Source organism: Streptomyces sp. NPDC107528, assembly GCF_055639295.1.
The window spans coordinates 22,048-45,924 of the sequence record NZ_JBVKAV010000019.1; the positions used below are offsets into that span (position 1 = coordinate 22,048).

The 23,877-nt window shown below is 71.3% G+C and carries 20 protein-coding genes; 9 read left to right on the forward strand and 11 right to left on the reverse strand.

The window, feature by feature from the left end:
* Entirely contained in the window at positions 1 to 1,134 is a 1,134-nt protein-coding gene (locus ACZ7L5_RS42235) for an acyl-CoA dehydrogenase (protein WP_471524069.1), read from the reverse strand.
* A gap of 156 nt (positions 1,135 to 1,290) precedes the next feature.
* On the opposite strand from ACZ7L5_RS42235, the gene ACZ7L5_RS42240 reads away from it, so the two are divergent.
* Positions 1,291 to 2,799, forward strand: a complete 1,509-nt coding sequence (locus ACZ7L5_RS42240) for a class I adenylate-forming enzyme family protein (RefSeq protein WP_471524071.1) — start codon at positions 1,291 to 1,293, stop codon at positions 2,797 to 2,799.
* Between the two features lie 3 nt (positions 2,800 to 2,802).
* On the opposite strand, the gene ACZ7L5_RS42245 is transcribed toward ACZ7L5_RS42240, so the two are convergent.
* A complete protein-coding gene (locus tag ACZ7L5_RS42245; RefSeq protein WP_328880942.1) occupies positions 2,803 to 3,315 on the reverse strand; it encodes an EF-hand domain-containing protein in 513 nt (170 codons plus the stop codon).
* 172 nt (positions 3,316 to 3,487) lie between these two features.
* Entirely contained in the window at positions 3,488 to 3,868 is a 381-nt protein-coding gene (locus ACZ7L5_RS42250; RefSeq protein ID WP_328880941.1) for an STAS domain-containing protein, read from the reverse strand.
* Positions 3,869 to 4,215: 347 nt separating this feature from the next.
* Here ACZ7L5_RS42250 and ACZ7L5_RS42255 point away from each other — a divergent pair, with 347 nt between their 5' ends.
* On the forward strand, positions 4,216 to 4,800 hold the full coding sequence (locus tag ACZ7L5_RS42255) for a sigma-70 family RNA polymerase sigma factor (protein ID WP_363039101.1): 585 nt from the start codon (positions 4,216 to 4,218) through the stop codon (positions 4,798 to 4,800).
* A gap of 104 nt (positions 4,801 to 4,904) precedes the next feature.
* A complete protein-coding gene (locus tag ACZ7L5_RS42260) occupies positions 4,905 to 6,182 on the forward strand; it encodes a zf-HC2 domain-containing protein (protein WP_471524189.1) in 1,278 nt (425 codons plus the stop codon).
* Positions 6,183 to 6,299: 117 nt separating this feature from the next.
* Here the strand turns inward: ACZ7L5_RS42260 and purU are convergent, their stop codons facing one another.
* Positions 6,300 to 7,181 carry a formyltetrahydrofolate deformylase gene (gene purU / locus ACZ7L5_RS42265; RefSeq protein WP_471524073.1) on the reverse strand — a complete coding sequence of 294 codons (882 nt, stop codon included), beginning with the start codon at positions 7,179 to 7,181 and terminating at the stop codon, positions 6,300 to 6,302.
* 47 nt (positions 7,182 to 7,228) lie between these two features.
* Positions 7,229 to 7,729, reverse strand: coding sequence for an SCO4402 family protein (locus tag ACZ7L5_RS42270; protein ID WP_471524075.1), 501 nt, complete (start codon positions 7,727 to 7,729; stop codon positions 7,229 to 7,231).
* A 117-nt stretch (positions 7,730 to 7,846) separates the two neighbouring features.
* Between ACZ7L5_RS42270 and ACZ7L5_RS42275 the strand changes: the two genes are divergently transcribed.
* Complete coding sequence (locus tag ACZ7L5_RS42275) at positions 7,847 to 9,154, forward strand: ABC transporter substrate-binding protein (protein WP_467479648.1); 1,308 nt, start codon at positions 7,847 to 7,849, stop codon at positions 9,152 to 9,154.
* A gap of 40 nt (positions 9,155 to 9,194) precedes the next feature.
* Here the strand turns inward: ACZ7L5_RS42275 and ACZ7L5_RS42280 are convergent, their stop codons facing one another.
* Both ACZ7L5_RS42280 and ACZ7L5_RS42285 read right to left on the reverse strand, forming a co-directional pair.
* Entirely contained in the window at positions 9,195 to 11,051 is a 1,857-nt protein-coding gene (locus tag ACZ7L5_RS42280; RefSeq protein WP_471524077.1) for a hypothetical protein, read from the reverse strand.
* Positions 11,052 to 11,253: 202 nt separating this feature from the next.
* Positions 11,254 to 12,639, reverse strand: a complete 1,386-nt coding sequence (locus tag ACZ7L5_RS42285) for a transcriptional regulator (protein ID WP_362387929.1) — start codon at positions 12,637 to 12,639, stop codon at positions 11,254 to 11,256.
* 317 nt (positions 12,640 to 12,956) lie between these two features.
* Between ACZ7L5_RS42285 and ACZ7L5_RS42290 the strand changes: the two genes are divergently transcribed.
* From ACZ7L5_RS42290 to ACZ7L5_RS42300, 3 genes are all read left to right on the forward strand, one after another.
* The gene (locus ACZ7L5_RS42290) at positions 12,957 to 13,619 is read left to right on the forward strand and encodes a bifunctional DNA primase/polymerase (RefSeq protein WP_471524079.1); all 663 of its coding nucleotides are present in this window, start codon (positions 12,957 to 12,959) and stop codon (positions 13,617 to 13,619) included.
* A 93-nt stretch (positions 13,620 to 13,712) separates the two neighbouring features.
* A complete protein-coding gene (locus ACZ7L5_RS42295; protein ID WP_328880933.1) occupies positions 13,713 to 14,480 on the forward strand; it encodes an ABC transporter ATP-binding protein in 768 nt (255 codons plus the stop codon).
* Entirely contained in the window at positions 14,477 to 16,069 is a 1,593-nt protein-coding gene (locus ACZ7L5_RS42300) for a transporter (RefSeq protein ID WP_471524082.1), read from the forward strand. Before ACZ7L5_RS42295 ends, ACZ7L5_RS42300 begins: the two co-directional genes overlap by 4 nt.
* A 147-nt stretch (positions 16,070 to 16,216) precedes the next feature.
* On the opposite strand, the gene ACZ7L5_RS42305 is transcribed toward ACZ7L5_RS42300, so the two are convergent.
* Complete coding sequence (locus ACZ7L5_RS42305) at positions 16,217 to 17,086, reverse strand: alpha/beta fold hydrolase (RefSeq protein WP_328884411.1); 870 nt, start codon at positions 17,084 to 17,086, stop codon at positions 16,217 to 16,219.
* 684 nt (positions 17,087 to 17,770) lie between these two features.
* Positions 17,771 to 18,463, reverse strand: coding sequence for a metal-dependent transcriptional regulator (locus ACZ7L5_RS42310; protein WP_062703554.1), 693 nt, complete (start codon positions 18,461 to 18,463; stop codon positions 17,771 to 17,773).
* A 382-nt stretch (positions 18,464 to 18,845) separates the two neighbouring features.
* Between ACZ7L5_RS42310 and ACZ7L5_RS42315 the strand changes: the two genes are divergently transcribed.
* Positions 18,846 to 19,601: an SIS domain-containing protein gene (locus ACZ7L5_RS42315; protein WP_471524083.1), complete on the forward strand. Its 756-nt coding sequence runs from the start codon at positions 18,846 to 18,848 to the stop codon at positions 19,599 to 19,601.
* A gap of 50 nt (positions 19,602 to 19,651) precedes the next feature.
* Here ACZ7L5_RS42315 and ACZ7L5_RS42320 read toward each other — a convergent pair whose 3' ends face one another.
* Together ACZ7L5_RS42320 and pdxH are read right to left on the reverse strand one after the other, a co-directional pair.
* A complete protein-coding gene (locus ACZ7L5_RS42320; protein WP_471524085.1) occupies positions 19,652 to 21,082 on the reverse strand; it encodes a PAS domain-containing protein in 1,431 nt (476 codons plus the stop codon).
* Between the two features lie 541 nt (positions 21,083 to 21,623).
* Complete coding sequence (gene pdxH / locus ACZ7L5_RS42325) at positions 21,624 to 22,292, reverse strand: pyridoxamine 5'-phosphate oxidase (RefSeq protein ID WP_471524087.1); 669 nt, start codon at positions 22,290 to 22,292, stop codon at positions 21,624 to 21,626.
* A 294-nt stretch (positions 22,293 to 22,586) separates the two neighbouring features.
* Here pdxH and ACZ7L5_RS42330 point away from each other — a divergent pair, with 294 nt between their 5' ends.
* Entirely contained in the window at positions 22,587 to 23,687 is a 1,101-nt protein-coding gene (locus tag ACZ7L5_RS42330) for a citrate synthase 2 (RefSeq protein ID WP_328880928.1), read from the forward strand.
* Positions 23,688 to 23,877 lie beyond the last annotated feature (190 nt).

Consider the following 23,877-nt stretch of genomic DNA (forward strand, 5'->3'; position numbering starts at 1 on the left):
TCAACGCCCCTTCGGCAGTCCGAGGATCCGCTCGGCCACGATGTTCCGCTGGATCTGCGAGGTGCCGGCGGCGATGGTGTACGACAGCGAGGACAGCCGGTCGAGGACCCACGGCCGGTCCAGGTCGAGGGACTCCGGCCCCAGCACGTCGGCCGCGGCGTCGTAGAGCTCCTGACGGGCGTGCGAGTACCTCAGTTTGAAAACCGAACCCCCGACGCCGGGCACCCCACCGGTCAGCTCGGCCTCGCTCACGTTCCACTGCGTCAGCCGCCACAGCGCCCGGAACTCGGCGTTCAGCCGCCCCAGCCGGCGCCGCAGTGCCGGATCGTCCCAGCGCCCGTTCTTGCGTGCCTCGACGGCGAGTTCGCGCAGTACACGCCGGCAGGCGACGACCTCGCCGACGAAGGCCGTACCGCGCTCGAAGGAGAGGGTCACCATCGTCACGCGCCAGCCGTCGTTCTCGGCGCCGACCCGGTTGGCGACCGGCACCCGCACGTCGTCGAGGAACATCTCGGCGAACTCGGCCGACCCGGCGAGGGTCTTCAGCGGCCGTACGGTGACGCCCGGCGCGTCCATGGGCATGGCCAGCCAGCTGATGCCGCGGTGCTTGGGCGCCTCGGGGTCGGTGCGCACCAACAGCTCGCACCAGTCGGCCACTTCGGCATGGGAGGTCCAGATCTTGGACCCGCTCACCACATAGTCGTCGCCGTCCCTACACGCGCGCGTGCGCAGTGCCGCGAGGTCGCTTCCGGCGTCCGGTTCGCTGAAGCCCTGGCACCAGACCTCGTCCCCGCGCAGGATCGGCGGCAGCCAGCGGGCCCGCTGCTCGGCCGTTCCCTCGGCGGCGATGGTCGGCCCCGCGTGCAGCAGCCCGACGAATCCCGCCCCCACATAGGGCGCGCCTGCCTTCTCGGTCTCCTCCAGGAAGATCAGCCGTACGGTCGGGGAGGCGCCCCAGTGGACGTCGCCGTACCCGGCGTCGTGGAGCATGCGCTGCCAGCCGAGGTCGTGGGCGCGGCGCCCCGGCCAGTCGTCGGGAGACGGCTTCGGCGGCAGCGTGGGCAGCGCCTCGCGCAGCCACTCCCGCAACCGGGCGCGGAACTCCTCTTCCTCGGGTGTGTACGCCAGATCCACGGACCGGTCCCCCTCCGCCGCAAGAGCACGTACCTGACGTTCCGTCAGATCTCATCACCACAGGAAGGCTAGACCCGCACCCCTGGACCGACAAGGCGGTGAGCCCTACGCTCTGCCCACGATCTGACTGACCGTCAGCTGACGCAGGGGGCTGTCATGAACGACACCGCTCACGCCCTGAGTTCCTCGCGCACTCTCTGGGACCTGGTCACCGGCCGCGCCGACCGCACCCCCGACCGCCCCGCCCTGCTCCAGGAGGACCGCTCGCTGTCCTTCGGCGCCCTGCGCGCGCGTGCCGAGCGCGTGGCGGCGGGCCTGTACGACATGGGCGTACGCCCCGGCACGGTCGTCGCCTGGCAGCTGCCCACACGTATCGAGACGGCCCTGCTGTCCTTCGCGCTGGCGCGCCTGGGTGCCGTGCAGTCGCCGGTCATCCCGTTCTACCGGGACCGCGAAGTGGGCTTCGCGCTGCGGGAGTCGAAGGCGGAGTTCTTCGCCGTGCCGGGCGAGTGGCGGGGCTTCGACCACACGGAGATGGCACGGCGCCTGGGCGCGAAGGGCGTCTTCGAGGCGTACGGCACCCTGCCCGACGGCGATCCCGCGGTCCTGCCCCCGCCGCCCGCCGAAGGCACCTCGGTGCGCTGGATCTACTGGACCTCGGGGACGACGTCCGACCCCAAGGGCGTCCTGCACACCGACCGCTCCCTGCTCGCGGGCGGCTCCTGCCTGGCGCACGCCCTGCGCCCCACGTCGGCCGACGTCGGCTCGATCGCCTTCCCCTACGCCCATATCGGCGGCCCGGACTACATGGTGATGCTGCTGCTGTACGGCTTCCCCGCGGTGATGTTCGAGCAGTTCGCGCTGCCGGACGCGCTGGAGGGGTACCGCCGGCACGGGGTGACGATCGCGGGCGGGTCCACGGCGTTCTACTCGATGTTCCTGGCGGAGCAGCGCAGGATGCCGGCCGGCGAGAAGGCGGTCCCCTCGCTGCGGCTGCTGGCGGGTGGCGGGGCACCGAAGCCGCCGGAGCTGTATCACGCCGTGGTGCGCGAGATGGGGGTGCAGCTCACCCACGGGTACGGCATGACCGAGGTGCCGATGATCACGATGGGGGCGCCGGACGACACGGCGCAGAACCTGGCGACGACCGAGGGACGGCCGCCTCGGGAGATGGCGATACGGATCGTCGACGGCGAGGTGCGACTGCGCGGGGAGGCGGTCTGCCGGGGCTATCTGGACCCGGCGCAGTCGGCGGCTGCCTTCGACGAGGAGGGGTTCTTGCGGACCGGTGATCTCGGGCGGCTGACGGACAGCGGGCACCTGGTGCTGACCGGCCGCCTCAAGGACGTGATCATCCGCAAGGGCGAGAACATCTCGGCGAAGGAGATCGAGGACCTGCTGCACCGGCATCCCGAGGTCGGGGACGTGGCGGTGATCGGGCTGCCCGACGCGGCGCGCGGGGAACGGGTGTGCGCGGTCGTGGAACAGCCGCCCGGCGCGGACGGGCTGACCCTGGAGGCGCTGACGTCGTATCTGCGCGAGGAAGGGCTGTCGACGCACAAGCTGCCGGAGCAACTTGAGGTGGTGGACGCCCTTCCACGCAACGAGACCCTGCGCAAGGTGCTCAAGTACAAGCTCAGGGAGCGCTTCTCAGGAACGGCGTAGGGGTCACTCCGGAACCGTGAAGTAGCGGGCGAACGCCGTCACGACCTCGCCCTCCGCCACCTTGCCGTCGCCGTCCGTGTCGAGCGTGGCGGCGGCCGCCCGGGCGACGTCCTGCGCCACACCGAGGCAGCCCAGCACGCGCGCGGTGTCGGTGACGGTGGCGGATCCGTCGCCGTCGGGGTCGGCCACGGCGAGGGCGGCGTGCAGGAAGGGGCGGGCGATCTCGGCGAACCGGTCCGGGTTGTCGCGCAGCCGCTTGACCGCGCCGTTCACGAACTCCTCGCGCGTGATGCGCTGGTCGCCGTCGCGGTCCGCGATACCGGCCATGCCCTGCCAGAAGGCCTCGGCGCCGATGTAGAGCGACTGGCCCTTGTCGGAGCGCGCGGCGGTGTCGAACTCGGCGAGCACGGCCTTGGCCGCCGCGTTGAAGTCTTCGCGGTCGATGTAGCCGTTGCCGTCCTGGTCGAAGCCGGCGAACCGGGCCGCGATCCTGCGCTCGTACTCGCTGCTGACCATGTCTTATCGGGCCGCCTTACGTCATGTGGGGTGCATCTGCCACGGAGCGTACGACGCCGGGGGCCGTCCGGGCGCCGGAAAGCGGCGGTTGTGCCAAGACCGGGGGAATTTTGGGACAACGGTGTGGCACTTCCGGGGCTTCCGGGGGACCGGCCGGAGGGAACCGGGCTGTTCAGGCCGACAGCGGCCGGGCGTCGTCCGCGACCGCCGCCGCAACGTCCGGGTACACCTCGAAGAGCCTGCGTACACCCAGCGCCCCGAGCACGCGGTTCACGTGCGAGCCGTCCACCGCGCCCTGCGCCGGGAGTATCAGCCGCAGGCTGCCCTGGCAGGAGCGGATCAGCCGGCGGGCGGCGATGAGGACGCCGACGCCGCTGGAGTCGCAGAACAGGACCTCGGAGAGGTCCAGGACGAGACTGTGGCGCCCCTCGGCCACCACGTCATGGATGTGCTGACGCATCACCGGCGAGGTCACCAGATCCAGCTCGCCCGACACCTGGAGCACAGCCCAGTCGCCTCGCTCGCCGCCGGTCACTTTCAACGTCACCACCACGCCCCTCGCTCGCCGAACCGGAAGCGATACCTACGCTTCCTTGCAGCGCGGCTGCCCAGCGGCTGTTCCCTGAAACACCGTCCAGAAAACGGTCACCGATCAGAAAAGGCTTGTTTCAATCGCATTCGATCCTGTTCGATCGAGTCTGATCGCACGATGGTCGGGTAGCCGAGCGAGTGCGAGGGCGGGCGCGAGCTCCTCTATCACGAGTGCGAGGTACGTCACCAGCCATGACTGTTCAAGGGGCGCACATTGCGACAAAGGGGCGTGCGCTGTCCGACGTGCCGACTACATTCGGGGGGACGAAGGACGCACGCTGGACAGGGCGGACCGGTGAGGGGGGCCTGATGGCGAAGAAGGACGCACTGCCCCGCTGGGACCGCAAGATGCAGCAGCGCCTGGCGCGCGGCGAGGCGGCCGCCCTCGGCGAGCTCTACGACCGGTTCGCCTCGCTCGTGCACGGCCTCGCCCACACCGTGCTGGGCGACGAGCGTGCCGCCGACCACATCACCCGCGACGTCTTCGCCCACGTCTGGGAGCACCCGGACAGCTACGACCCCAAGCAGGGCCCGCTGCGCTCCTGGGTCGCCACGCTGACCCACCGCCTGGCCGTGCAGCGGCTGCGCGCCACCGAGACCGCCGCTCTCGTCCAGGCCGGCCGGGGCTCCACCGAGGAGCTGGAGCGCAAGGTGCGGCACGCCTCGGTCGCCGCCCGCGCCGACTACATCGTCCAGTCCATGCCCGTCCCACTGCGCGCCGCCCTGGAACTGGCCTACTTCCAGCGCCGCGACTACCGCCAGACCGCCACCGACCTCGGGGTCACCGAGGACGAGGCCCGCCGCCGCCTGCGCCTGGGCCTGCAACTGCTGTCCACCGCCCACGACGCGGGAGCCGCCCCCGGGGCGCCACCGGGATACGGGGGTGCGGTGTGAACGAGGCGCACGACAACTCCTCCCATGACCCCACCCCGGACAAGGATCATGAAAAGCACCAGGAGGAGAACGGCTTCGGAGAGGTCACCCGCGGAGCCTCCGGCATGAACAGCGGCAACGGCGACGACCAGCACCCCGCCCCGCGGCCGGCTCCCGACCAACCGCCCCGCATACCGCTCCCCCGCGCCTCCGTCGAGGACACCGGACGCCCTCTGCCCGCCCTGGAGGACCGCGGCGACCCTGCGCCCGGCGCGGCCCCGCTCGTCCTCGAACACCGCGTCCTGAAGGCACTCCTCGGCGCCTGGGCACTGGCCGCCTGCTCGCCGGAGGAGACGGCGGCCGTGGAGGAGCACCTCGGCGACTGCGGTTCCTGCGCGGACGAGGCGCGGCGGCTGCGCGAGGCCGTGGGTCTGCTGCACCCCGCCGAGAGCCTCGATCTGGACCCGGCCCTGCGCACCCGCGTGCTGCAGGGCTGCCTGGAGCGCCGCCCGCCGCGCATCCCGGTGCCCGAGTGGGCGGCGCCGTACGACGCCGAGACGGCCCGCCTCGACGCCCTGCTGCAGGACTTCGGGGACGCCGAGTGGCACGCGCCCGTGCGGCTGCGGTGGTTCGAGAAGGACGAGCCGACGAGCCGCCGTACGACCGTCGCCGGGGTCATCGCGCATCTGCTGACGGTCGACGGGCTGGTGGCGCTCGCGCTCGGCCTGACGGACCCGATGGGCGACGTCGCCGCGGACCGGCCGACCCCGTCCGGGCGCACGGAGGCGTACTGGCGGGCCTCGCACTTCCCGCCGACCCGCGCCGTGCGCGCACCCTGGCGCGAACAGACCCACGCCCTGGTCCGCACGGTGTCCTTCACGGGCGGCGGCACCGGCAAACTGTCCGTGGCCTACGGCGACTTCGAGCTGCCGCTGCGCGACGCGATGCTGGACCGCGCCTTCGAGTGCTGGGTGCACGCGGAGGACATCGCCGACGCGGTGGACTATCCGTACGAGGCGCCGGTCGGCCGCGATCTGCACCACATGGTCGATCTGGCGGCCCGCATGCTGCCGACAGTGCTGGCCGCGCGGCGGCGGGCGGGGTTCGCGGCGCCGCCGCCTCCCGGCCCGCACCGCCGCCTCGTGCCCGCCGGCGAGCCCGGCCGCAGCCTGCGGCTGGAGATCGAGGGTTCGGGCGGCGGCCAGTGGCTGATCCCACTGGACTCCCCGGCGGCGGTTGGCTCCGCCGAGCACGAGGTGGCCCATGTCGCGCTGGACGGCGCGGAGTTCTGCCGGCTGGCGGCGGGGCATGTGCCTCCGGCGGAGGCGGCGGCAGGGCAGGTCGGTGACCGGGAGGCGATCAGGGATGTGCTGTTCGCTGCGGCGAGCTTGAGCCGGATGTAGGGGCCGCTGCGGTTTCGCGGGCGGGTGGGGGCTGGTCGCGCCTCCAGGGGCGCAGGGAACTGCGCGAGGAACCACGAACCACCCGCAGCCGCCTACGAAACAGCTGCCCCCGAGCTGTTAGGCGAACACGACCGTCCGCCGCCCGTTCAGCAAAATCCTCCGCTCAGCATGCCACTTCACGGCCCGAGCCAACGCCTGGCACTCCACATCGCGCCCGATCGCGACCAGCTGGTCCGGCGTGACGTCATGCCCCACCCGCTCGACCTCCTGCTCGATGATCGGCCCCTCGTCGAGATCCGCGGTGACGTAGTGAGCCGTGGCGCCGATCAGCTTGACGCCCCTGGTGTGAGCCTGGTGATACGGCTTCGCGCCCTTGAAGCTCGGCAGGAAGGAGTGGTGGATGTTGATGATCCGCCCGCTCAGCTGCTTGCACAGGTCGTCCGAGAGGACCTGCATGTAGCGGGCCAGCACGACCAGCTCCACGCCCTCCTCGCGCACGATCTCCAGCAGCTGCGCCTCGGCTTCGGACTTGTTGTCCTTCGTCACCGGGATGTGGTGGAAGGGGATGTCGTACGACCCCACCAGCTCCGTGAAGTCGGTGTGGTTGGACACCACGGCGGCGATCTCCACCGGCAGCGCGCCGATCCGCGCCCGGAACAGCAGGTCGTTCAGGCAGTGCCCGAACTTGCTGACCATCAGCACGACCCGCATCTTCTCCTCGGCCCGATGGATCTGCCAGTCCATCTGGAAGGAGTCCCCGATCGCCGCGAAGCTCGCCCGCAGCTTGTCCACCGTCACCGGCGCATCCGCCGAGAAGTGGACGCGCATGAAGAACAGTCCCGTGTCGTGGTCACCGAACTGCTGGCTGTCCTCGATGTTGCAGCCGGTCATGAAGAGGTAGCTCGACACGGCGTGCACGATGCCCTGCTTGTCGGGGCACGACAGGATGAGGACGTACTGGTCGGCGGGGACCGCGGCTCGGGTGGACTGCTGGTTCATGCAGCACAGGGTCCCATATCCGGCCCCCTCGGCGGGCAGTCGTCCCGTTACGCGGACCGCGTCATGATCCGCAGCACCTCAAGGGTGCGCGGCGGGGCGTCCGGGTCCTCGCCGTCGGCCGTGGCCATCCGGACATGCGCGTCCCGCGCCGCCCGCACCGCCTCCGGCCACCCCTGGTTCTCGACGTACGCGGAGACCGCCGCGTCCGGGCCGACCTGGTGCATGATCCGCAGCACGCGCAGCACGGCGGTGTCGACGAGCGCCGCCTCCTGCGAGTCCCGGAAGATCGTGCCGACGTACTTCTCGGCGGACCAGTTGTCCAGCCAGGTGTCCTCGACGAGGCGGTACACGGCGTCGGTGACGTCGCCGTACCCGTCGACACCGGCCAGCCAGACGTCCCTCTGGAACGTCTGGTCGGAGAGCATGTGCAGCGCGGAGCGCACATTGCTGCGCCAGCGCCACCACGGCATGTCGTTGAGTGGCATGCCGCCCATGGTGGAGGAGCGACGGTCGCGACGGGAAGAGCTATCCGAACCTTGCACGGTCATCGATCGTACGTTCTCCTTCACAGCGGCCTCACCAGCCCCCGTAATTCACCTTCCGGTCACCCCGGGATAACCGTGGGTGATGCCTGGGTTTGTTGTGTGGCGGAATCGTGCGTGTCCATGACCGGCAGGCGACGCACCCGAAGCACGCTCCTCCCCACGATCACCGACCGGCCCGTCAGAGCAGCCGCCCGCTCTGCGGCTGCCGTGGTGGCGTGTGCGTCGCTCGCCGTCGGTTGCGGGGTCGTCCCCGGTGCCACGGGGGGCTCCGGGGATGACACGATCACCGTCATGACCTGGGCCCCGGAGGGCACCAAGGCGACCAACAAGCCCGGTATGCCCGCCTTCGCGCAGGCGTACGCCCGCTGGATCAACGCCCACGGCGGCATCGGCGGCCGCAAGCTCGAGGTCCTCACCTGCAACGACCGCAACGACAGCGTGGCCGCGGCCCGGTGCGCCGACCGCGCGGTCGAGGAGAACGTCGTCGCGGTCATCGGCTCCTACAGCCAGTTCGGCGAGACCTTCCTGCCCTCGCTGGAGGGCGCCGGAATCCCGTACATAGGCGGCTACGGCGTCACCAACGCCGAGTTCACCAGCCCGCTGTCCTACCCCGTCAACGGCGGCCAGCCCGCCCTCCTGGCGGGCCTCGGCAGGGAACTGGCCGGCTCGTGCGGCCCCGTGGCCCTGGTCCGCCCCGACAGCATCGCGGGCGACGAACTGCCGCCGCTGCTCGACTCCGGCCTCAGGGCGGGCAGGCACTCGTCCTCCGCCGACCAGCTGGCCGCGGAGGACGCCACCGAGTACGGGACCCAGTCGGAGCGGGCGCTGGAGTACGCCACCACCGACCTGGCGGAGAGGGGCTGTGTGGTGCCCGCCCTCGGCGACCGCACCAGCACCTTCATGGACTCCTTCCGGCGCTCCCGCGAGGACTACCGCGACGTGCGCACCGCCACCGTCCTGGGCAGCGTCGACCAGACCGTGATCAACACGACCGGCGGGGCGTCGGTGTACGACGGTTCGTACATCTCCGGCTGGTACCCGGTCACGAGCGACCCGCGCTGGGACGCGATGAAGAAGGTGATCAGCGAGCAGGCCTTCGGCGACAACCGCATCGACCCCGCGGACGCCGGCGTGCAGACCACCTGGATCGCCTACACGGTGTTCAAGAAGGTCGTCGAGTCGCTGGGCGACGGCGAGGTGACCGCCAACTCGGTGCGCGGGGCGCTGAACAAGGGCCTGAAGGTGTCCACGGGCGGGCTCACACCGGCGCTTCAGTGGAAGTTCCAGGACGTCCTCGCGACCGTCGGCTATCCCCGTCTGGTCAACCGCAAGGTGACCCTCCAGGTCGTCCGGGACGGTCAGCTGGTGGCGGCACGCAAGGGCTTCATCGACGTGACGAACACGCTGCAGAACGCCGACGTGAACTGACCGCCCGGGCCTTCCGGGCAGTCGTCGGCCCCGCCCCGTACTACAGCTGGGTGGGCTGGCGCTCGGTCAGGCCGTACTTCTTGGCGATCGTGTTCCACAGCTGCGCGGCGGTCTTCTTCTCCGTGCTGGCGGTGCCGCTCGCGCGGTTGCCGGCCTGGGTGTGACCGGTTGAGCGGGCCTGGCCCTTCTTGCAGAGCTGCCCCTTCTTGGCCGCCACCTGGTCCGCCCACGCCGCGTAGTGGTTGTCGGCGGACGCCGACGCCTGCCACGCCTTGTTCAGCGCGCTGGTCAGCTCGGTGTGACTCGGGAGCTGGTCGACGGAGAGCTTGGACAGGTCGGTGACCAGCTGGTTGCGCTGCTTGGCCGCGCCCCTGAGGTCCGTGGCGGCCTGAGCGAGGTTGCCGCAGGTCTTCACGGCGGCCACCGCGTTGATCACGGCGGTACGGCTGTCACCACTGTCGGCCAGCAGCTTGTCCAGGGCGACCGCCTGCTGCTCGGCCGGATCGTCCGTCGGCGAAGCCGAACCCTCGGTCGCCGGGGCCGTGGCGGAGACGGGCTTGTTGTCGTCGGCTTTCGGATCGTCCCCGCCCCCGGCGGCGAGCATCGCGCCCGCACCGATGCCGAGGACGACGATCCCGACACCGATGGCCGCGATGAGCGGCACCTTGGATCCCGTACGGCCGCCGCCGCGGCCTCCCCGGCCGACGTCGTCGGTGCCCGGGCCGGACGGACCGGGCGGGAAGTACCCCGACTCGTGCCGGCCCTGTGGCTGCGGCTGGTGCTGCTGGATGCGCGGCATCTGCTGGGTGGCACCGGCCGGGGCCGCACCGCCCGGCTCGCTGCGGAAGAGGTTGTCGAAGTCGGACAGCGGCTGCCGGCCCTGCCCCGCCTGCGGCGCCCCGCCCGGCTGCTGACCCGTCACCGGCGGGATGAACTGCGTGGCGTCGGCATCGCTCCCGGCAGCGGCCGGCATCGGCCCGGCGCCACCCTGAGGACCGCCACCGCCCTGCCGGACCCGCCCCAGGACCTGCGTGTGCTCGCTGGGCGCCTCGGGCGGCAACGCCCCGGGCCCCACCGGCGGGATGTACTGCGTCGCCCCTTCGTCGGCGGCGGGTGCGGCGACGGGCGGTATGTAACGGGTGGCCTGGTCGTCCGCGACCCCAGGGGCGGCGGCGACCGGCGGTATGTACTGAGTGGCGCCCTCGCCGGCCGGAGGCATCGGCGCCCCGTAGCCGCCCGAACCGGCCTGCGGGTAGGGCGCGTTGGAGCCCTGGGCTCCGTACTGCGCGCCCGGGTCACCGTGCCCGGCGGACGGCAGAGCACCGCCCTGGCCCGGAGCGCCGTACGCCTGCCCGCCGGCGGGCGGCAGCGCCCCGTGCGTGCCGTGCTGCCCCTCGGGCGGCAGCGGCGCGCTCGCGTACCCCTGACCGCCCTCGGGCGGCAGCGGCATCGACGACGGATCGCCGTGCCCGTACGGCTGCTGCGGCGCGGGCGGCTGCGACCCTGCCGGGTCGCCATGGCCGTACGAGGGCGCGCCCTGGACGCTCCCCGAGGCATCCGGCGCAGCGCCCCACTGCTGCGGGGGCGGCGACTGGTACTGCTGTTCCTGCCCGCCCCAGGACTGGTCGGGCGGGGCGCCCCAGGCCTGGCCGGGCGCGGCCGGCGGCGGGGCCGGGTGCTGGTTCTGGTCGGGTCCCCAAGGGGTGCCCCAGGCCTGTCCGCCGGGCGGTGCCGAGGGCGGGGGTGCGGTCGGCGGCGCGGCCGGTACCGAGGCCGGCCGGCCTGCCTGCGCGCCCGTCATACCCGGCAGCAGCGGCTCACCACCGTCTGAGGGCAGCACGATGCCTTCGCGCGCGGGTCGCGCCGAGGGCTCCTCGCCCCGTCCACTCTGCGTCACCGGGACTCCTACTAATGGGGGACCTTGTGAATCGTCGGGTCACGCTACCGGCTCCGCCGAGCCGGGTGCCACGCCGCCCAGGACGTGACCTGGGTCCCTGTGACCGCCGTAACAATTCCGGGCCCCCATCCGCTATATACGTCCCCCTTTCGTCACCGTCGCCTTCATTTCCCTGCCGTTCACGCCCAGGTACCCCGCGGTTTCACGCCGCCGCCGGAAGGTCCAGCCGCGCCCCGAACTCCCTGACCACCGGCTCGTCCCGGTACGGCTCCAGGCGCTGCTGGAAGTCCTCCAGATACTCGGCGCCCCGGTTGGACCGCAGGGTCTCCAGCAGCTCCACGGCCTTCAGGCCGGTGTGGCAGGCCTGCTCGACCTCGCGCTGCTGCACCTGTGCTGTGGCGAGCAGCACATAGCCGATCGCGCGGCGCCGCGCCTTGGTCTCCGGGAGGCCGGCCAGCGACTCCTCCGCGCGCCGCGCCGCCGCCTCGGCCTGGCCGAGGTCGCGGTGGCAGTGCGCCAACTCGTCGGCGAGATAGGCCTCGTCGAAGTGCGCGATCCACGCCGGGTCGTCCCCGGACTCCGGATCCGCCGTCTCCAGCGCCGTCACGGCACGTCCGGACGCCACCTGGGCGGCCCGTGCGTCGCCCATCAGCGCATGCCCTCGTGCCTCGGCCGCGTAGAACATCGCCTCAGCGCGCGGTGTCACGCGCCCCCGCGCCCCCTCCTGCGCCGCCCTCGCGAGCTGCGAGATCTCGCGCGGGTTCCCGAGCTGCGCGGCGAGGTGGCTCATGGAGGCGGCCAGCACATACCCGCCGTACCCGCGGTCCCCCGCCGCCTGCGCCAGCCGCAGCGCCTGGATGTAGTACCGCTGGGCGAGCCCCGGCTGCCCGGTGTCGATCGCCATGTACCCGGCGAGCTCGGTCAACCGCGCGACGGCGGCGAACAGTTCCCGCCCGATCGCCTCCCGGTACGACCCGGCCAGCAGCCCGGAGACGACACTGTTCAGGTAGTGCACGACGACCGGGCGCACATGCCCGCTGCCGTACTGGTGGTCCAGGTCGACGAGCGCCTGGGTCATCGCGCGCACGGCCTGCACGTCGGACTGCCCCACCCGCGGCCCCGCCGAGCGCGCCACCTGTGAGTCGGGCGACGAGATCAGCCAGTCGCGGCTGGGCTCGACGAGTGCGGACGCGGCGACGGACGATCCGGACAGGAAGTCCCGGCGCCCGACGTCGCTGCGCCACAGCTCGCAGACCTGCTCGATGGCCCCCAGTACCGTCGGCGAGAACTGGAGACCGACGCCGGACGCGAGGTTCTTGCCGTTGGCCATCCCGATCTCGTCGATCGTGACGGTACGGCCAAGCTTGCGGCCGAGCGCCTCGGCGATGATCGCCGGTGCCCGTCCCCGCGGCTGCTGTCCCCGGAGCCAACGGGCCACGGACGTCTTGTCGTAGCGCAGATCGAGTCCGTGCTCGGCACCGCACATGTTGACCCGGCGGGCCAGCCCGGCGTTCGAGCAGCCCGCTTCCTGGATGAGCGCCTGCAGCCGTTCGTTCGGCTGTCGCGCGACGAGAGGCCTTGCGGCCATGGCGTACCCCCTGTGGCTGCGGTGCCTGCCCACGCACCGAGTTGATGTGTCTTCCACCACCGAATCCGACCCGGGGCACTGGCTGTGCACCGCAGAATTCCGGCCGTGAAGATCAATGCCCCGTCGACATACCTAAAATGCGAGGCTTGTGAGGATTGCCGGGGTAAAGGCGGAAGCCGACCCCACAGTGGGCTACCCAGCTCCGGCCACGGATCCTCCCGCGCGCCCCCACACGTGCACCCATGCGCCCCAGATGAGGAATCAATGCTCCTCCCCCGCGCGCGCGACGCCCGTAACCCGAGGTGGGTGCGGGAGTTGTGTTCAGCGTGGAAGAGACGATCCCGGCCACCGAAGCCGCACAGATTCCCAAGCAGCGCGGCGAAACGCTGCTGGAGACCGCCGTTCGCTATGCCGAGGAGCGTCACTGGGACGTGTTCCCCGGGACCTGGCTGGAAGCCGCGGACGGGGTGCAGCTGTGCTCCTGCGGCGACACCGCATGCCCCGCGCCCGGCGCGCACCCCGCACGCCCGGACTGGGCGACGCAGGCGACCGGGAGCGCCACGGTCGCCCGTCGGATGTGGCAGAAGCAGCCGAACGCGTCGATCCTGCTGCCGACGGGGCGCACCTTCGACGCGATCTCCGTCCCGGAGACGGCCGGGTTCCTCGCCCTGGCCCGTATGGAGCGGATGGAACTGACGCTGGGGCCGGTGACGTTGACACCGGACCGCCGGATGCACTTCTTCGTGCTGCCGGGGGCGTCGGTGAAGGTGCCCGAGCTGGTGCGCAAGCTGGGCTGGTCCATCGGGTCGCTGGATCTGATCGCGCTCGGAGAGGGCGCGTGGGTCGCCGGGCCGCCGACTCGGTTCGGGTCTCGGGGAGCTGTGCAGTGGGCCTGCCGGCCCACACCGGCCAATCGGTGGCTGCCGGACGCGGAGGAGTTGATCTCGCCACTCGCGTATGCCTGCGGCAGGGATCGGTAACGCCTGCTCGTCTGCCTGATTGAGGTTCGTCGGCGACTGCGGGTTCGTCGTGGCTGGTCGCACAGTTCCCCGCGCCCCTTAGGGTTGGCATTCATGACGTCGGCCGTGAGTGTGCGTGGGCTCTGGAAGCGGTTCGGGCAGCAGGTCGCTGTCGCCGGTATCGATCTGGATTTGCCCGCTGGGAAGTTCATCGGGCTCGTGGGGCCCAATGGCGCCGGGAAGACCACGACCCTCTCCATGGTGACCGGGCTGCTCAGGCCCGATCAGGGGTCCGTCGAGGTCGTCGGGCACGACGTGTGGCGGGACCCCGTCGAGGTGAAGGCACGGATCGGGGTGCTGCCCGAAGGGCTTCGGCTCTTCGAGCGGCTCTCCGGGCGGGAGTTGCTCGCGTACTCGGGGCGGCTGCGCGGGCTCCCCGGCGCCGAGGTCGACAAGCGGGCCACCCAGCTGCTGGACGTACTCGATCTGGCGGGGGCCCAGCACAAACTGGTCGTCGACTACTCGACCGGTATGCGCAAGAAGATCGGCCTCGCGGCGGCGCTGCTCCACAATCCCGAAGTGCTGTTCCTTGACGAGCCGTTCGAGGGCGTCGACCCCGTCTCCGCCCAGACCATCCGGGGCGTCCTGGAGCGCTACACCGCCTCCGGCGCGACCGTCGTCTTCTCCTCCCACGTCATGGAACTCGTCGAGTCACTGTGCGACTGGGTCGCCGTGATGGCCGCCGGGCGCATCCGGGCCCACGGCCCCCTCGCCGAGGTCCGCGGCGACGCGGCCTCGCTGCAGCAGGCGTTCCTCGAACTCGTCGGCGCGAACGCCCGCGACACCGGGTCCGACCTCGACTGGCTGGGCGGGGCCCGATGAGCACCGCCGTGACCGGAGTCGTCGTACGGCTGAAGCTGTCGCTGCTGCGGAACGGCCTGCGTCAGTCCGGTGGCCGGCGGGCCGCCTACATCGCCTCGGCCGTCGTGGTCCTCCTCTTCGCGGCGCTGCAACTCCTCGGCCTGATCATGCTGCGGGGCACCGCGCACGCCGACTCCGTGGTCGTCCTCCTGGTGGCCGTCCTGGCGCTCGGCTGGGCCGTGATGCCGCTGTTCTTCCCCGGCGGCGACGAGACCCTCGACCCGACCCGGCTGGTGATGCTGCCGCTGCGCCCCCGGCCCCTGGTGCGGGCACTGCTCGCGGCCTCCCTGGTCGGCATCGGCCCCCTGTTCACCCTGTGCCTGTTCACCGGTTCGGTGATCGCCCTCGCGCGGGGCGGACCGGCGTACGTCGTCGCAGTGATCGCCGTCGTGCTGGCCCTGTTGGTGTGCGTGGCGCTCGCGCGTGCCGTCGCCACGGCCAACATCCGGCTGCTGACCAGCCGTAAGGGACGCGATCTGGCGGTGCTGAGCGGGCTGGTCATCGCGATCGGGGCGCAGGTCGTGAACTTCGGTGCACAGCGCCTGGGTTCGTCGGGACTCGCCCAGCTCGATCCGGCGGCGGATGTGCTGAGGTGGGTGCCGCCGGCGTCCGCGATCGGGGCGGTGGAGTCGGTGAGCGAGGGGAGTTACGGGACCGGCCTCCTCCAACTTGCCCTGAGCGCAGGCGCGTTGGTGGCCCTGATCGCCGTATGGTCACGTCACTTGACCCGGCTGATGACGTCCCCCGACGGCTCCACGCTCCAGGCGGCCACGGAGTCCGCCGTACGCGAACGGAACTCGACGGGCCTCGCCCGTCTCCTCCCGCCCGGCCGCACCGGCACTGTCATGGAACGCAGTCTGCGCTACGTCTGGCGCGACCCGAAGACCAAGGCGGCCTGGGTGACCTCGCTCGCCATCGGCCTGATCGTGCCGCTGTTCAACGCCCTGCAGGGCACCGGCTCGATCTACTTCGCCTGCTTCGCGGCCGGGATGCTCGGCATCCAGATGTACAACCAGTTCGGGCAGGACACGTCCGCCTTCTGGATGGTCGCGATGACGATCTCGTCCCCACGGGACGCCTACGTCGAGCTGCGCGGCCGAGCCCTGGCGCTGCTGCTGATCACCTTCCCGTACGCCGCCCTCGTCACCGTCCTGACGACAGCGCTGCTCGGCGACTGGGCCAAGCTCCCCGAGGTCCTCGGCCTGTCCTTCGCGCTCCTCGGCGCCATGCTGGCGACCGGCACCTGGACGTCGGCCCGCTTCCCGTACTCCATCCCGCAGGAGGGCTACAAGAACGTCGCCCCCGGCCAGACGGGCCTCGCGTGGATCTCGATCTTCGGCGGCATGATCGCGGCGGCCCTCCTGTGCGCCCCCGTGATCGCGGTGACGATCTGGCTCAACGTGAGCGACGGCGGGGACGGCTGGACCTGGCTGCTGTTGCCGGGCGGGACGGTCTACGGGGCGGCGATCACGCTGCTGGGACTACGCCTGGCGGCACCCCGCACGGCGGCCCGCCTCCCGGAGATCCTGACGGCAGTGAGCAAGGGATAGCGGGCCCTGCTGACCGAGGGGGCCTGCAACGCCCCTTGGGGACACGGGGCTGTATCGATATGCGGCTCCGCCGCGTGGGCGCCACAAGCCACGAACAACCCGCAGCCGCCGTCACTCGGCACGCACCGAGCTCACGGGCGCCCGGCGTCACCCCGTGCGCACCGCGTCCAAGAAGGGCTCGATGGCCCCCCGCCATCCCTCGGGCTGGTCGTAATGCACCAGGTGACCCGCGTCGGCCACCTCCGCGTACTCCCCGCGCGGCAGCACCCGCACCATCTCCTGGGCCTCGGCCCGCCCCAGCTCACCGTCCAGCCCCCGCACAACCAACGCCGGGCACTGAACCTGGGCGAGCTCCTCCCAGTGCGCGTCGAAGACCCACGTCTCCCGCGACCGGAGCATCTGGTCCGGATCGAAAACGGGCCGCCACCCGTCCTCGCACTCGTGCATCACCTCGGCGTAGAACTCGCCCCGCGCGGGATTCGGCCGCTCGACCCAGGGGTCGTCCTCACCGAACCACTTGCGTACATCGGCGAGCGTGGCGAAGGGCACGGGCCAGGCCTTGAACCAGTCCGACCACTCCCGCTGCGAGGCCGAGCCGAGCGCGGACGCCCGCATGTCGCAGATGATCACGCCCCCCACCAGATCGGGCCGCCTGGCGGCGAGCTGCCAGGCGGTGAGCGCGCCCATGGCGTGGCCGATGAGTACGACGGGGGCGAGGCCGAGCTGCTCCAGGGCGGCCTCGGCGTCGTCGACGTACGCCTCGCGCGTGAAGGAGGCCTGCGAGGGCTTTTCGCTACGGCCGTGGCCGCGCTGGTCCAGCGCCACGGCGCGGTGCCGCTCGGAGAGCCAGCGGGCGGTGGAGGTCCAGTGCGAGGCACGGCCCATCAGGCCGTGCAGTAACAGCACACCGGGCGTGCGCTCATGCTCCCTGGCGGGGTCGGTCTTCGGAGGGTCGCCGAACTCCCAGGCCGCGAGACGTACGCCGCCCGTGCCGGTCACGTCGATGCGCCGCACCATTGGTCCTGGCACCCCCTAGCTCCGCTCGGACCGCTCGAGCCGACCGGTCCTGTGAACCGTGTCCTGCCTGCCGTACGTGTCGTGCCTGCCGTATCTGCCGCCGCTCACGCGAGCACCACGTGCCACCTGCGTCGCACGCGTCGTGAATGCCCCCGGACGCGATGTGCATGTCCTGTGTGTCTGACGTGATCTTATGCGCACACTCCTGAAGCGCACGTTCCGCCTGACCCGTCACCGCAGACTATCGAACTCCTATTCGAAAATACGGCTCTCGCGGCCAACACCCCTCATTCGAGTGACCTCCCGCAAGGATTGATCGCCGGCACCGAGGGGAGATCTTCAGCGGGAGGCGGACCGCTCGGGGAAACCGGTCCGAGGGGAATGACCCTGAGAGCTCGGGGCTCCGGGTCAGCACAGGGGAGGACAGGCCCCGGCGCCATGTGGCGCCGGGGCCCTCTCCACACTTCCGGCACATCCTCGCGCCCCCTCCCCGGCCGGACGCATCGCTGTCGATCACGGCCCAGAGCTCTCAGGTCATATGCCTCACGCGACAGCCTCGCACGCGAATCGCCGGAGCGCTGCGATTCGACCTACTGGATCTTGGAATGGGCGAGATCCAGGATCGCCACAACTCCCGCTTATTTACCGGGAGTTACACACACGGGAAGCGAAAACCACCGGCCGTCAGCGCTTGGCGACGAAGACATGGGAGGCGACGTCCGCCTCCAGCTCGGCCGCCTCGCCGCCGCTGCCCACCAGCACGCCACCCGCCGACTCGGTCACACTCACCACGGAGCCGGGCTGCACGCCGGCCCGACGCAGCGTGTACATCAGCTGCGCGTCGGTCTGGATCGGCTCACCGATCCGCCGGACGACGACCGTCTTGCCCTCGACGCCCGGGTCGAGGTCGGCCAGCGAGACCATGCCCTCGTCGAGGAACGGATCGGCACCGTCCTTCTCGCCGAGCTCCTCCAGACCGGGGATCGGATTGCCGTACGGCGACTCGGTCGGGTGCCTCAGGAGCTCCAGCACGCGCCGCTCCACGGCCTCACTCATCACGTGCTCCCAGCGACACGCCTCGGCGTGCACCTGCTCCCACTCCAGCCCGATCACATCGACGAGCAGACACTCGGCGAGACGATGCTTGCGCATGACGCGGGTGGCAAGCCGCCGCCCCTCGTCCGTCAGCTCCAGATGCCGGTCGGTCGCCACGGACACCAGCCCGTCACGCTCCATCCGCGCCACCGTCTGACTGACGGTCGGCCCACTCTGGTCCAGCCGCTCGGCGATACGGGCGCGCATGGGGACCACACCTTCCTCCTCCAGCTCGAGGATGGTGCGGAGATACATCTCCGTGGTGTCGATCAGTCCGGACATACGTGCCCCTCGATTAGCTCTGCGATTAGCTCAGCCGGAAGCGAGACAGCTCCACGGCGCGTGCGCTGGCCCTGCCCTCAATTCTGCCGGATAGCACTGACAACCGTGCCGCGCCGTTGAAACCAGCGGGTTACACGAGGGTATGCACCCGGCCCGCGGGCGCACCCCCACGGCGCGGCAGCCGCGTACGGCGGCACGGCCCCGACCCCGAGCGCACCGTCAGGCGCCACGCGAACCCCCGCCGAACAACAACGGGCCGTCGCGGGCTCCCCCGCCCCACCGCCGGAGGCACACCGTATTGACACCGCACTGGTCCAGACCGCACGGTGATCCGCGACACACCCCCACCCCCGCCGACCGCCCCACCCCCGGAGGGCCCCGCATGAGCGACAGCAAGCCGGCCGACCAGTTCTTCGACGCCGCCATCGCCCTCCTCCAGCGGGCCCGCGACGAGGAGACGGAGAACATCGAGGCAGCCGGCACCCTGCTCGCCGACACCGTCGCAGGCGGCGGCCGTCTCTTCGCCTTCGGTGCCGGTCACTCCTCGCTCGCCGCCCAGGACGTCGTCTACCGCGCAGGCGGCCTCGCCCTGATGAACCTGCTCGCGGTCCCCGGCGTAGTAGGCGTGGACGTCATGCCCGCCACCCTCGGCTCAGCCCTCGAACGCGTCGACGGCCTGGCCGGTGCGGTCCTGGACAGCTCACCTCTGCGGGACGGCGACGCCCTCGTCATCATCTCCCTCTCCGGCCGCAACGCCCTGCCCGTGGAGATGGCCATGAAAGCCCGCGACCTGGGCGCCAGGGTCATCGGCGTGACCTCGGTGGCGTACGCCTCGGAGACGAGTTCCCGCCACACCTCCGGCACCTACCTCAAGGACCACTGCGACATCGTCCTCGACTCGAAGATCGCGATCGGCGACGCGGAACTCACCCTCGACACCATCCCGGCCCCCTTCGCCCCCGCCTCCACGGTCGTCACCGCGGCCCTCCTCCAGGCCGTCATGGCCACGGCAGCCGCCTCCCTGGCAGGCCGCGGCATCGAGCCCCCGCTCCTGCGCTCGGGCAACGTCGACGGCGGCCACGACTGGAACGGCAAGGTGTTCGAAAAGTACGGGGACCGGATCTTCTACCGGCAGTAGCGGTCCCGATCTTCTACCGGCTTCTACCGGCAGTAGGGGCCCCGCACGGCCTAACCCCGCCCCACGACCCCCGCCAGGTCCAGAGCGGAAGCGATGCGCACCGCCACGTCCTCCGCGTACACCGCATCGCTCCGCTCGAACGCACTGCGCCCGGCGCCCCGCAGGAACGTCACGACCCCCACCGTCCGCCCCCGGCTCCGCAGCACGGCACACAGCGCGTGCACCGAGTCCGCGGGCCACTGCCGCCCCACAGCCCACTCACGCGCCCGCTCCGCCGGCATCCGGCCCGCATCGGCCCGCACCGACCCGTTCCGCGTCACGCACTGCAACGCCGGATGCCCCTCGGCGTACCGCACAGGCAGCCCGGCCTCCCCGCCGAGCAGGCTCGGTCCTGGCGCGCCCGAGGGGGTCACGGCGACCCGAACGAGTCGTACCGGCTCCGCGGCCTCCGCATCCGGCACCGCCCCGCCCGAGACCCGGTCGATCAGCGCGTGATCGGCGAAGCCGGCCAGCGCGAAGTCCAGGTGAACGGTCGCCGCGTCCGCGGGGTCCTCGCACTCCGCGGCGGCCCGCGCGGCCCGGTGCAGCTGGTTGGTCCGGAACCGCAGCAGTGCCGCCTCCTGTTCCGCCTGCTTGGCCTCGGTCATGTCCTGGAAGAGCCAGCCCACCCCCAACGGCACCGGCTCCTCCGCGAGCGGAGAGGCCAGCCGTACGAAGCCGCACCGCCAGCACCGCCGCCGCTCGCCCTCCGGCGTCCGAACGCTCACCCAGATCTCGGCCGGCGCGGGTGGCGCGCCCTCCGCCAGCACATGCGTGAGCGCGCTCTCCAGCTCCTCCACACCCTGGGCGAGCAGATCCCCGAGCGGCCGCCCCAGCACGGATGTACGGCCGATGCCCAGGGCCCGGGCCGCGTGCGCGTTCACCACCGCGGGCCGCAGATCGGCGTCGACGAGGACGACACCCCAGGACGCGTCCTCGAACAACGCCTCACTCAGCGCGATCGAACGCTCCAGATCGATCTGCGTGTGCACCTCGCTGAAGGCGCAGTACACCCCGGCGGGCTTCCCGTCGGGCCCGCGGACGGCCGCCGACTGCGTCCTTACGAGGACCCGCCCGCCGTCCTTGGTCAACAAGGCGAACTCGTGCACCTGCCGCCCCGGAGCGTGCATGGCGGACATCAGCCGCCCCTCCACCTCCTCGGCGTCGGCCTCGCGCACCGCCCACCCGGCGAACCCGTGCCGCCCCACGGCCTCCGCCGCACTCCACCCGAGGATCCGCTCCGCCTCACGGTTCCAATGGGTGACGACCCCGTCCGCGTCGAGGGCGCACAAGGCCGCGTCCATCCCGTCCAGCAGCGCGGCCAGCAGATCGGAACCGCCTGCCGAACCCTCGGAACCGGCCGACGAACCCTCCGGACCGTCCCGCTCGGGTTCGTCCGGTCCCAGCTCGTCGGTGGTCCCACTACGCCGGGAAGCACTCACCTGGACCCCCTGCCAAGCTGCGTCCGCACGTACGACGCGTCGGTTCGCTCACTCGCAATCATCTAACTGGAACGTGACGCAGCACACACCGGGTTCCCACAAGATTGAAGGAATCGTTGTGTGGCGGAAATCCTCCGCGCCCGAAGGCATACGAAGGCCCCCGCGACGCTCGGCCCCTACGCCCCGCTTCCCCTCCTCGCACAGTTGTCATGCACGGAACGCTAGGTGACCAGCGCAAACAGGTACAGGGAAAAAAGAGGTTGATCGGGGGCCGACGTGGTTCCTAGGGTGTGGAGCACACGAGAAGGGAGGTGGTTCGGCAGATGTATGAATACCGGACGCGTGAGGTGGCTGCGGGCTAGCGGCCCGTCACCCCACCCAGTGCGGTGCCGGACCAGCACGTGACAGATGCGTGCAGCCGGCCCAATCCCAGGCAGTCACCCGACCCGCGAGCTCGCCGGTACGTCCGGCCGGCTCCTCCGCCACGGCGGAGGAACCCGAGCTCGCGGGTCGTCTGCGTTTCAGGGGACTCAGGTCGCCCTCACGGGCTCAGACGCTCGATGCGCCAGCTTCCGTCCCGTTCCGCCACGTACCGAAGCCGGTCGTGCAGCCTGTTTTCCCGCCCCTGCCAGAACTCCACCGCCTGCGGTGCCACCCGGAAGCCGCCCCAGTGCGGCGGCACCGGCACCTGATCGCCCTCGGGATGGCGCGCGGACAGTTCGGCGTACGAGGCGTCGAGGTCGGCGCGGGTGGCGATGACGGAGGACTGGGCGCTGGCCCAGGCCCCGAGCTGGGAGCCGTGCGGGCGGCTCCGGAAGTACGCGGCCGTCTCGTCGCGCCCGGTGCGCCGCGCCACGCCCGTGACGATGACCTGGCGGGCCATCGGATGCCAGGGGAAGAGCAGGGACAGGTACGGGTTCTCGGCGAGGTCGCGGGCCTTGCGGGAGTCGTAGTTGGTGTAGAAGACGAAGCCCTGCTCGTCGAAGTGCTTCAGCAGCACGGTGCGGGAGCTGGGCCGCCCCTCGGCGTCCACGGTGGAGACGATCATCGCGTTCGGCTCGAAGAGGTGGGCCTCGGACGCGGCCTGCTTGAACCAGCGCGCGAACTGTTCCACCGGGGTGGCGGCCAGGTCGTTCTCGGCGAGGCCCTCGGCCCGGTACTGCTTGCGCATCGCGGCGGGGTCGAGGGGGGCGGCGTCTCGGTCGGTCACGCGGTCATCCTGCCGTATGTGACGGACGCCGTACGGCGCGGTGCCGCCCTTCGGCGCTGCATGGCACTGAGTGCCGCATTACCCTCCCGAAGATGACACTCAGGGACTATCGTGCTGTTGTCGTCGTGGTTGGATGACCGCCGACCGCACGGGGCATCACAGGGGTACGCCCCGGACCGCGAGTCAGAGCGCCTGACCGTGGATCCAGCAGGCGTGCGCCCCATCTCTGTCGAGTGACACGTGATCGTTCCACCCACAACCCCATCCGTCGCACACATCACGAGGAGCCGCCTGATGTCCGACTTCGTACCCGGACTCGAGGGAGTCGTCGCGTTCGAGACGGAGATCGCCGAACCGGATAAGGAGGGCGGCGCTCTGCGGTACCGGGGCGTCGACATCGAGGACCTGGTCGGGCATGTCTCGTTCGGCAACGTCTGGGGGCTGCTCGTCGACGGTGCCTTCCGGCCCGGCCTGCCGCCCGCCGAGCCCTTCCCGATTCCCGTGCACTCCGGCGACATCCGCGTCGACGTCCAGTCCGCGCTCGCCATGCTGGCCCCGGTGTGGGGGCTGAAGCCCCTCCTGGACATCGGCGAGGAGCAGGCCCGGGAGGACCTGGCCCGAGCCGCCGTCATGGCCCTGTCCTACGTCGCCCAGTCCGCGCGCGGTCAGGGCCTGCCCATGGTGCCGCAGAGCGAGATCGACAAGGCGCAGTCCGTCGTCGAGCGCTTCATGATCCGCTGGCGCGGCGAGCCCGACCCCAAGCACGTGGCCGCCGTCGACGCGTACTGGACGTCCGCCGCCGAGCACGGCATGAACGCGTCCACCTTCACGGCCCGCGTCATCGCGTCGACCGGCGCCGACGTGGCCGCGGCGCTCTCCGGTGCCGTAGGTGCCATGTCCGGCCCGCTGCACGGCGGTGCCCCGTCCCGGGTCCTGCACATGATCGAGGAGATCGAGCGCACGGGCGACGCCGAGGCGTATGTGAAGCAGACCCTCGACAAGGGCGAGCGCCTCATGGGCTTCGGCCACCGCGTCTACCGCGCCGAGGACCCCCGCGCGCGGGTGCTGCGCCGCACCGCACGAGACCTGGGCGCGCCCCGCTTCGAGGTCGCCGAGGCGTTGGAGAAGGCGGCGCTGGAGGAGCTGCACAATCGGCGCCCGGACCGGGTCCTGGCCACGAACGTGGAGTTCTGGGCCGCCATCATGCTGGACTTCGCGGAGGTCCCGGCGCACATGTTCACCTCCATGTTCACCTGCGCCCGTACGGCGGGCTGGTCGGCGCACATCCTGGAGCAGAAGCGCACCGGCCGCCTCGTGCGCCCGTCCGCGCGCTACATCGGCCCGGGCCCGCGCGACCCGCGCGCGGTCGAGGGCTACGCCGACATCGCGCACTGACCCCTCACCGAGCCGCCGATCCACGGATCCCGAACGGTCGTCACGCGGAGCCGATCAGCTCCGCGTGACACCGCTCGGCCACCGGTGAGGCCGGCTTCGGCATACGGACCGTGACTGATCCACTCCGCCAGTATGCTGGGGCGGCTGCGGCGCACCTTCCACCATCACCCGTCCCCACGTGGTGAGTTCA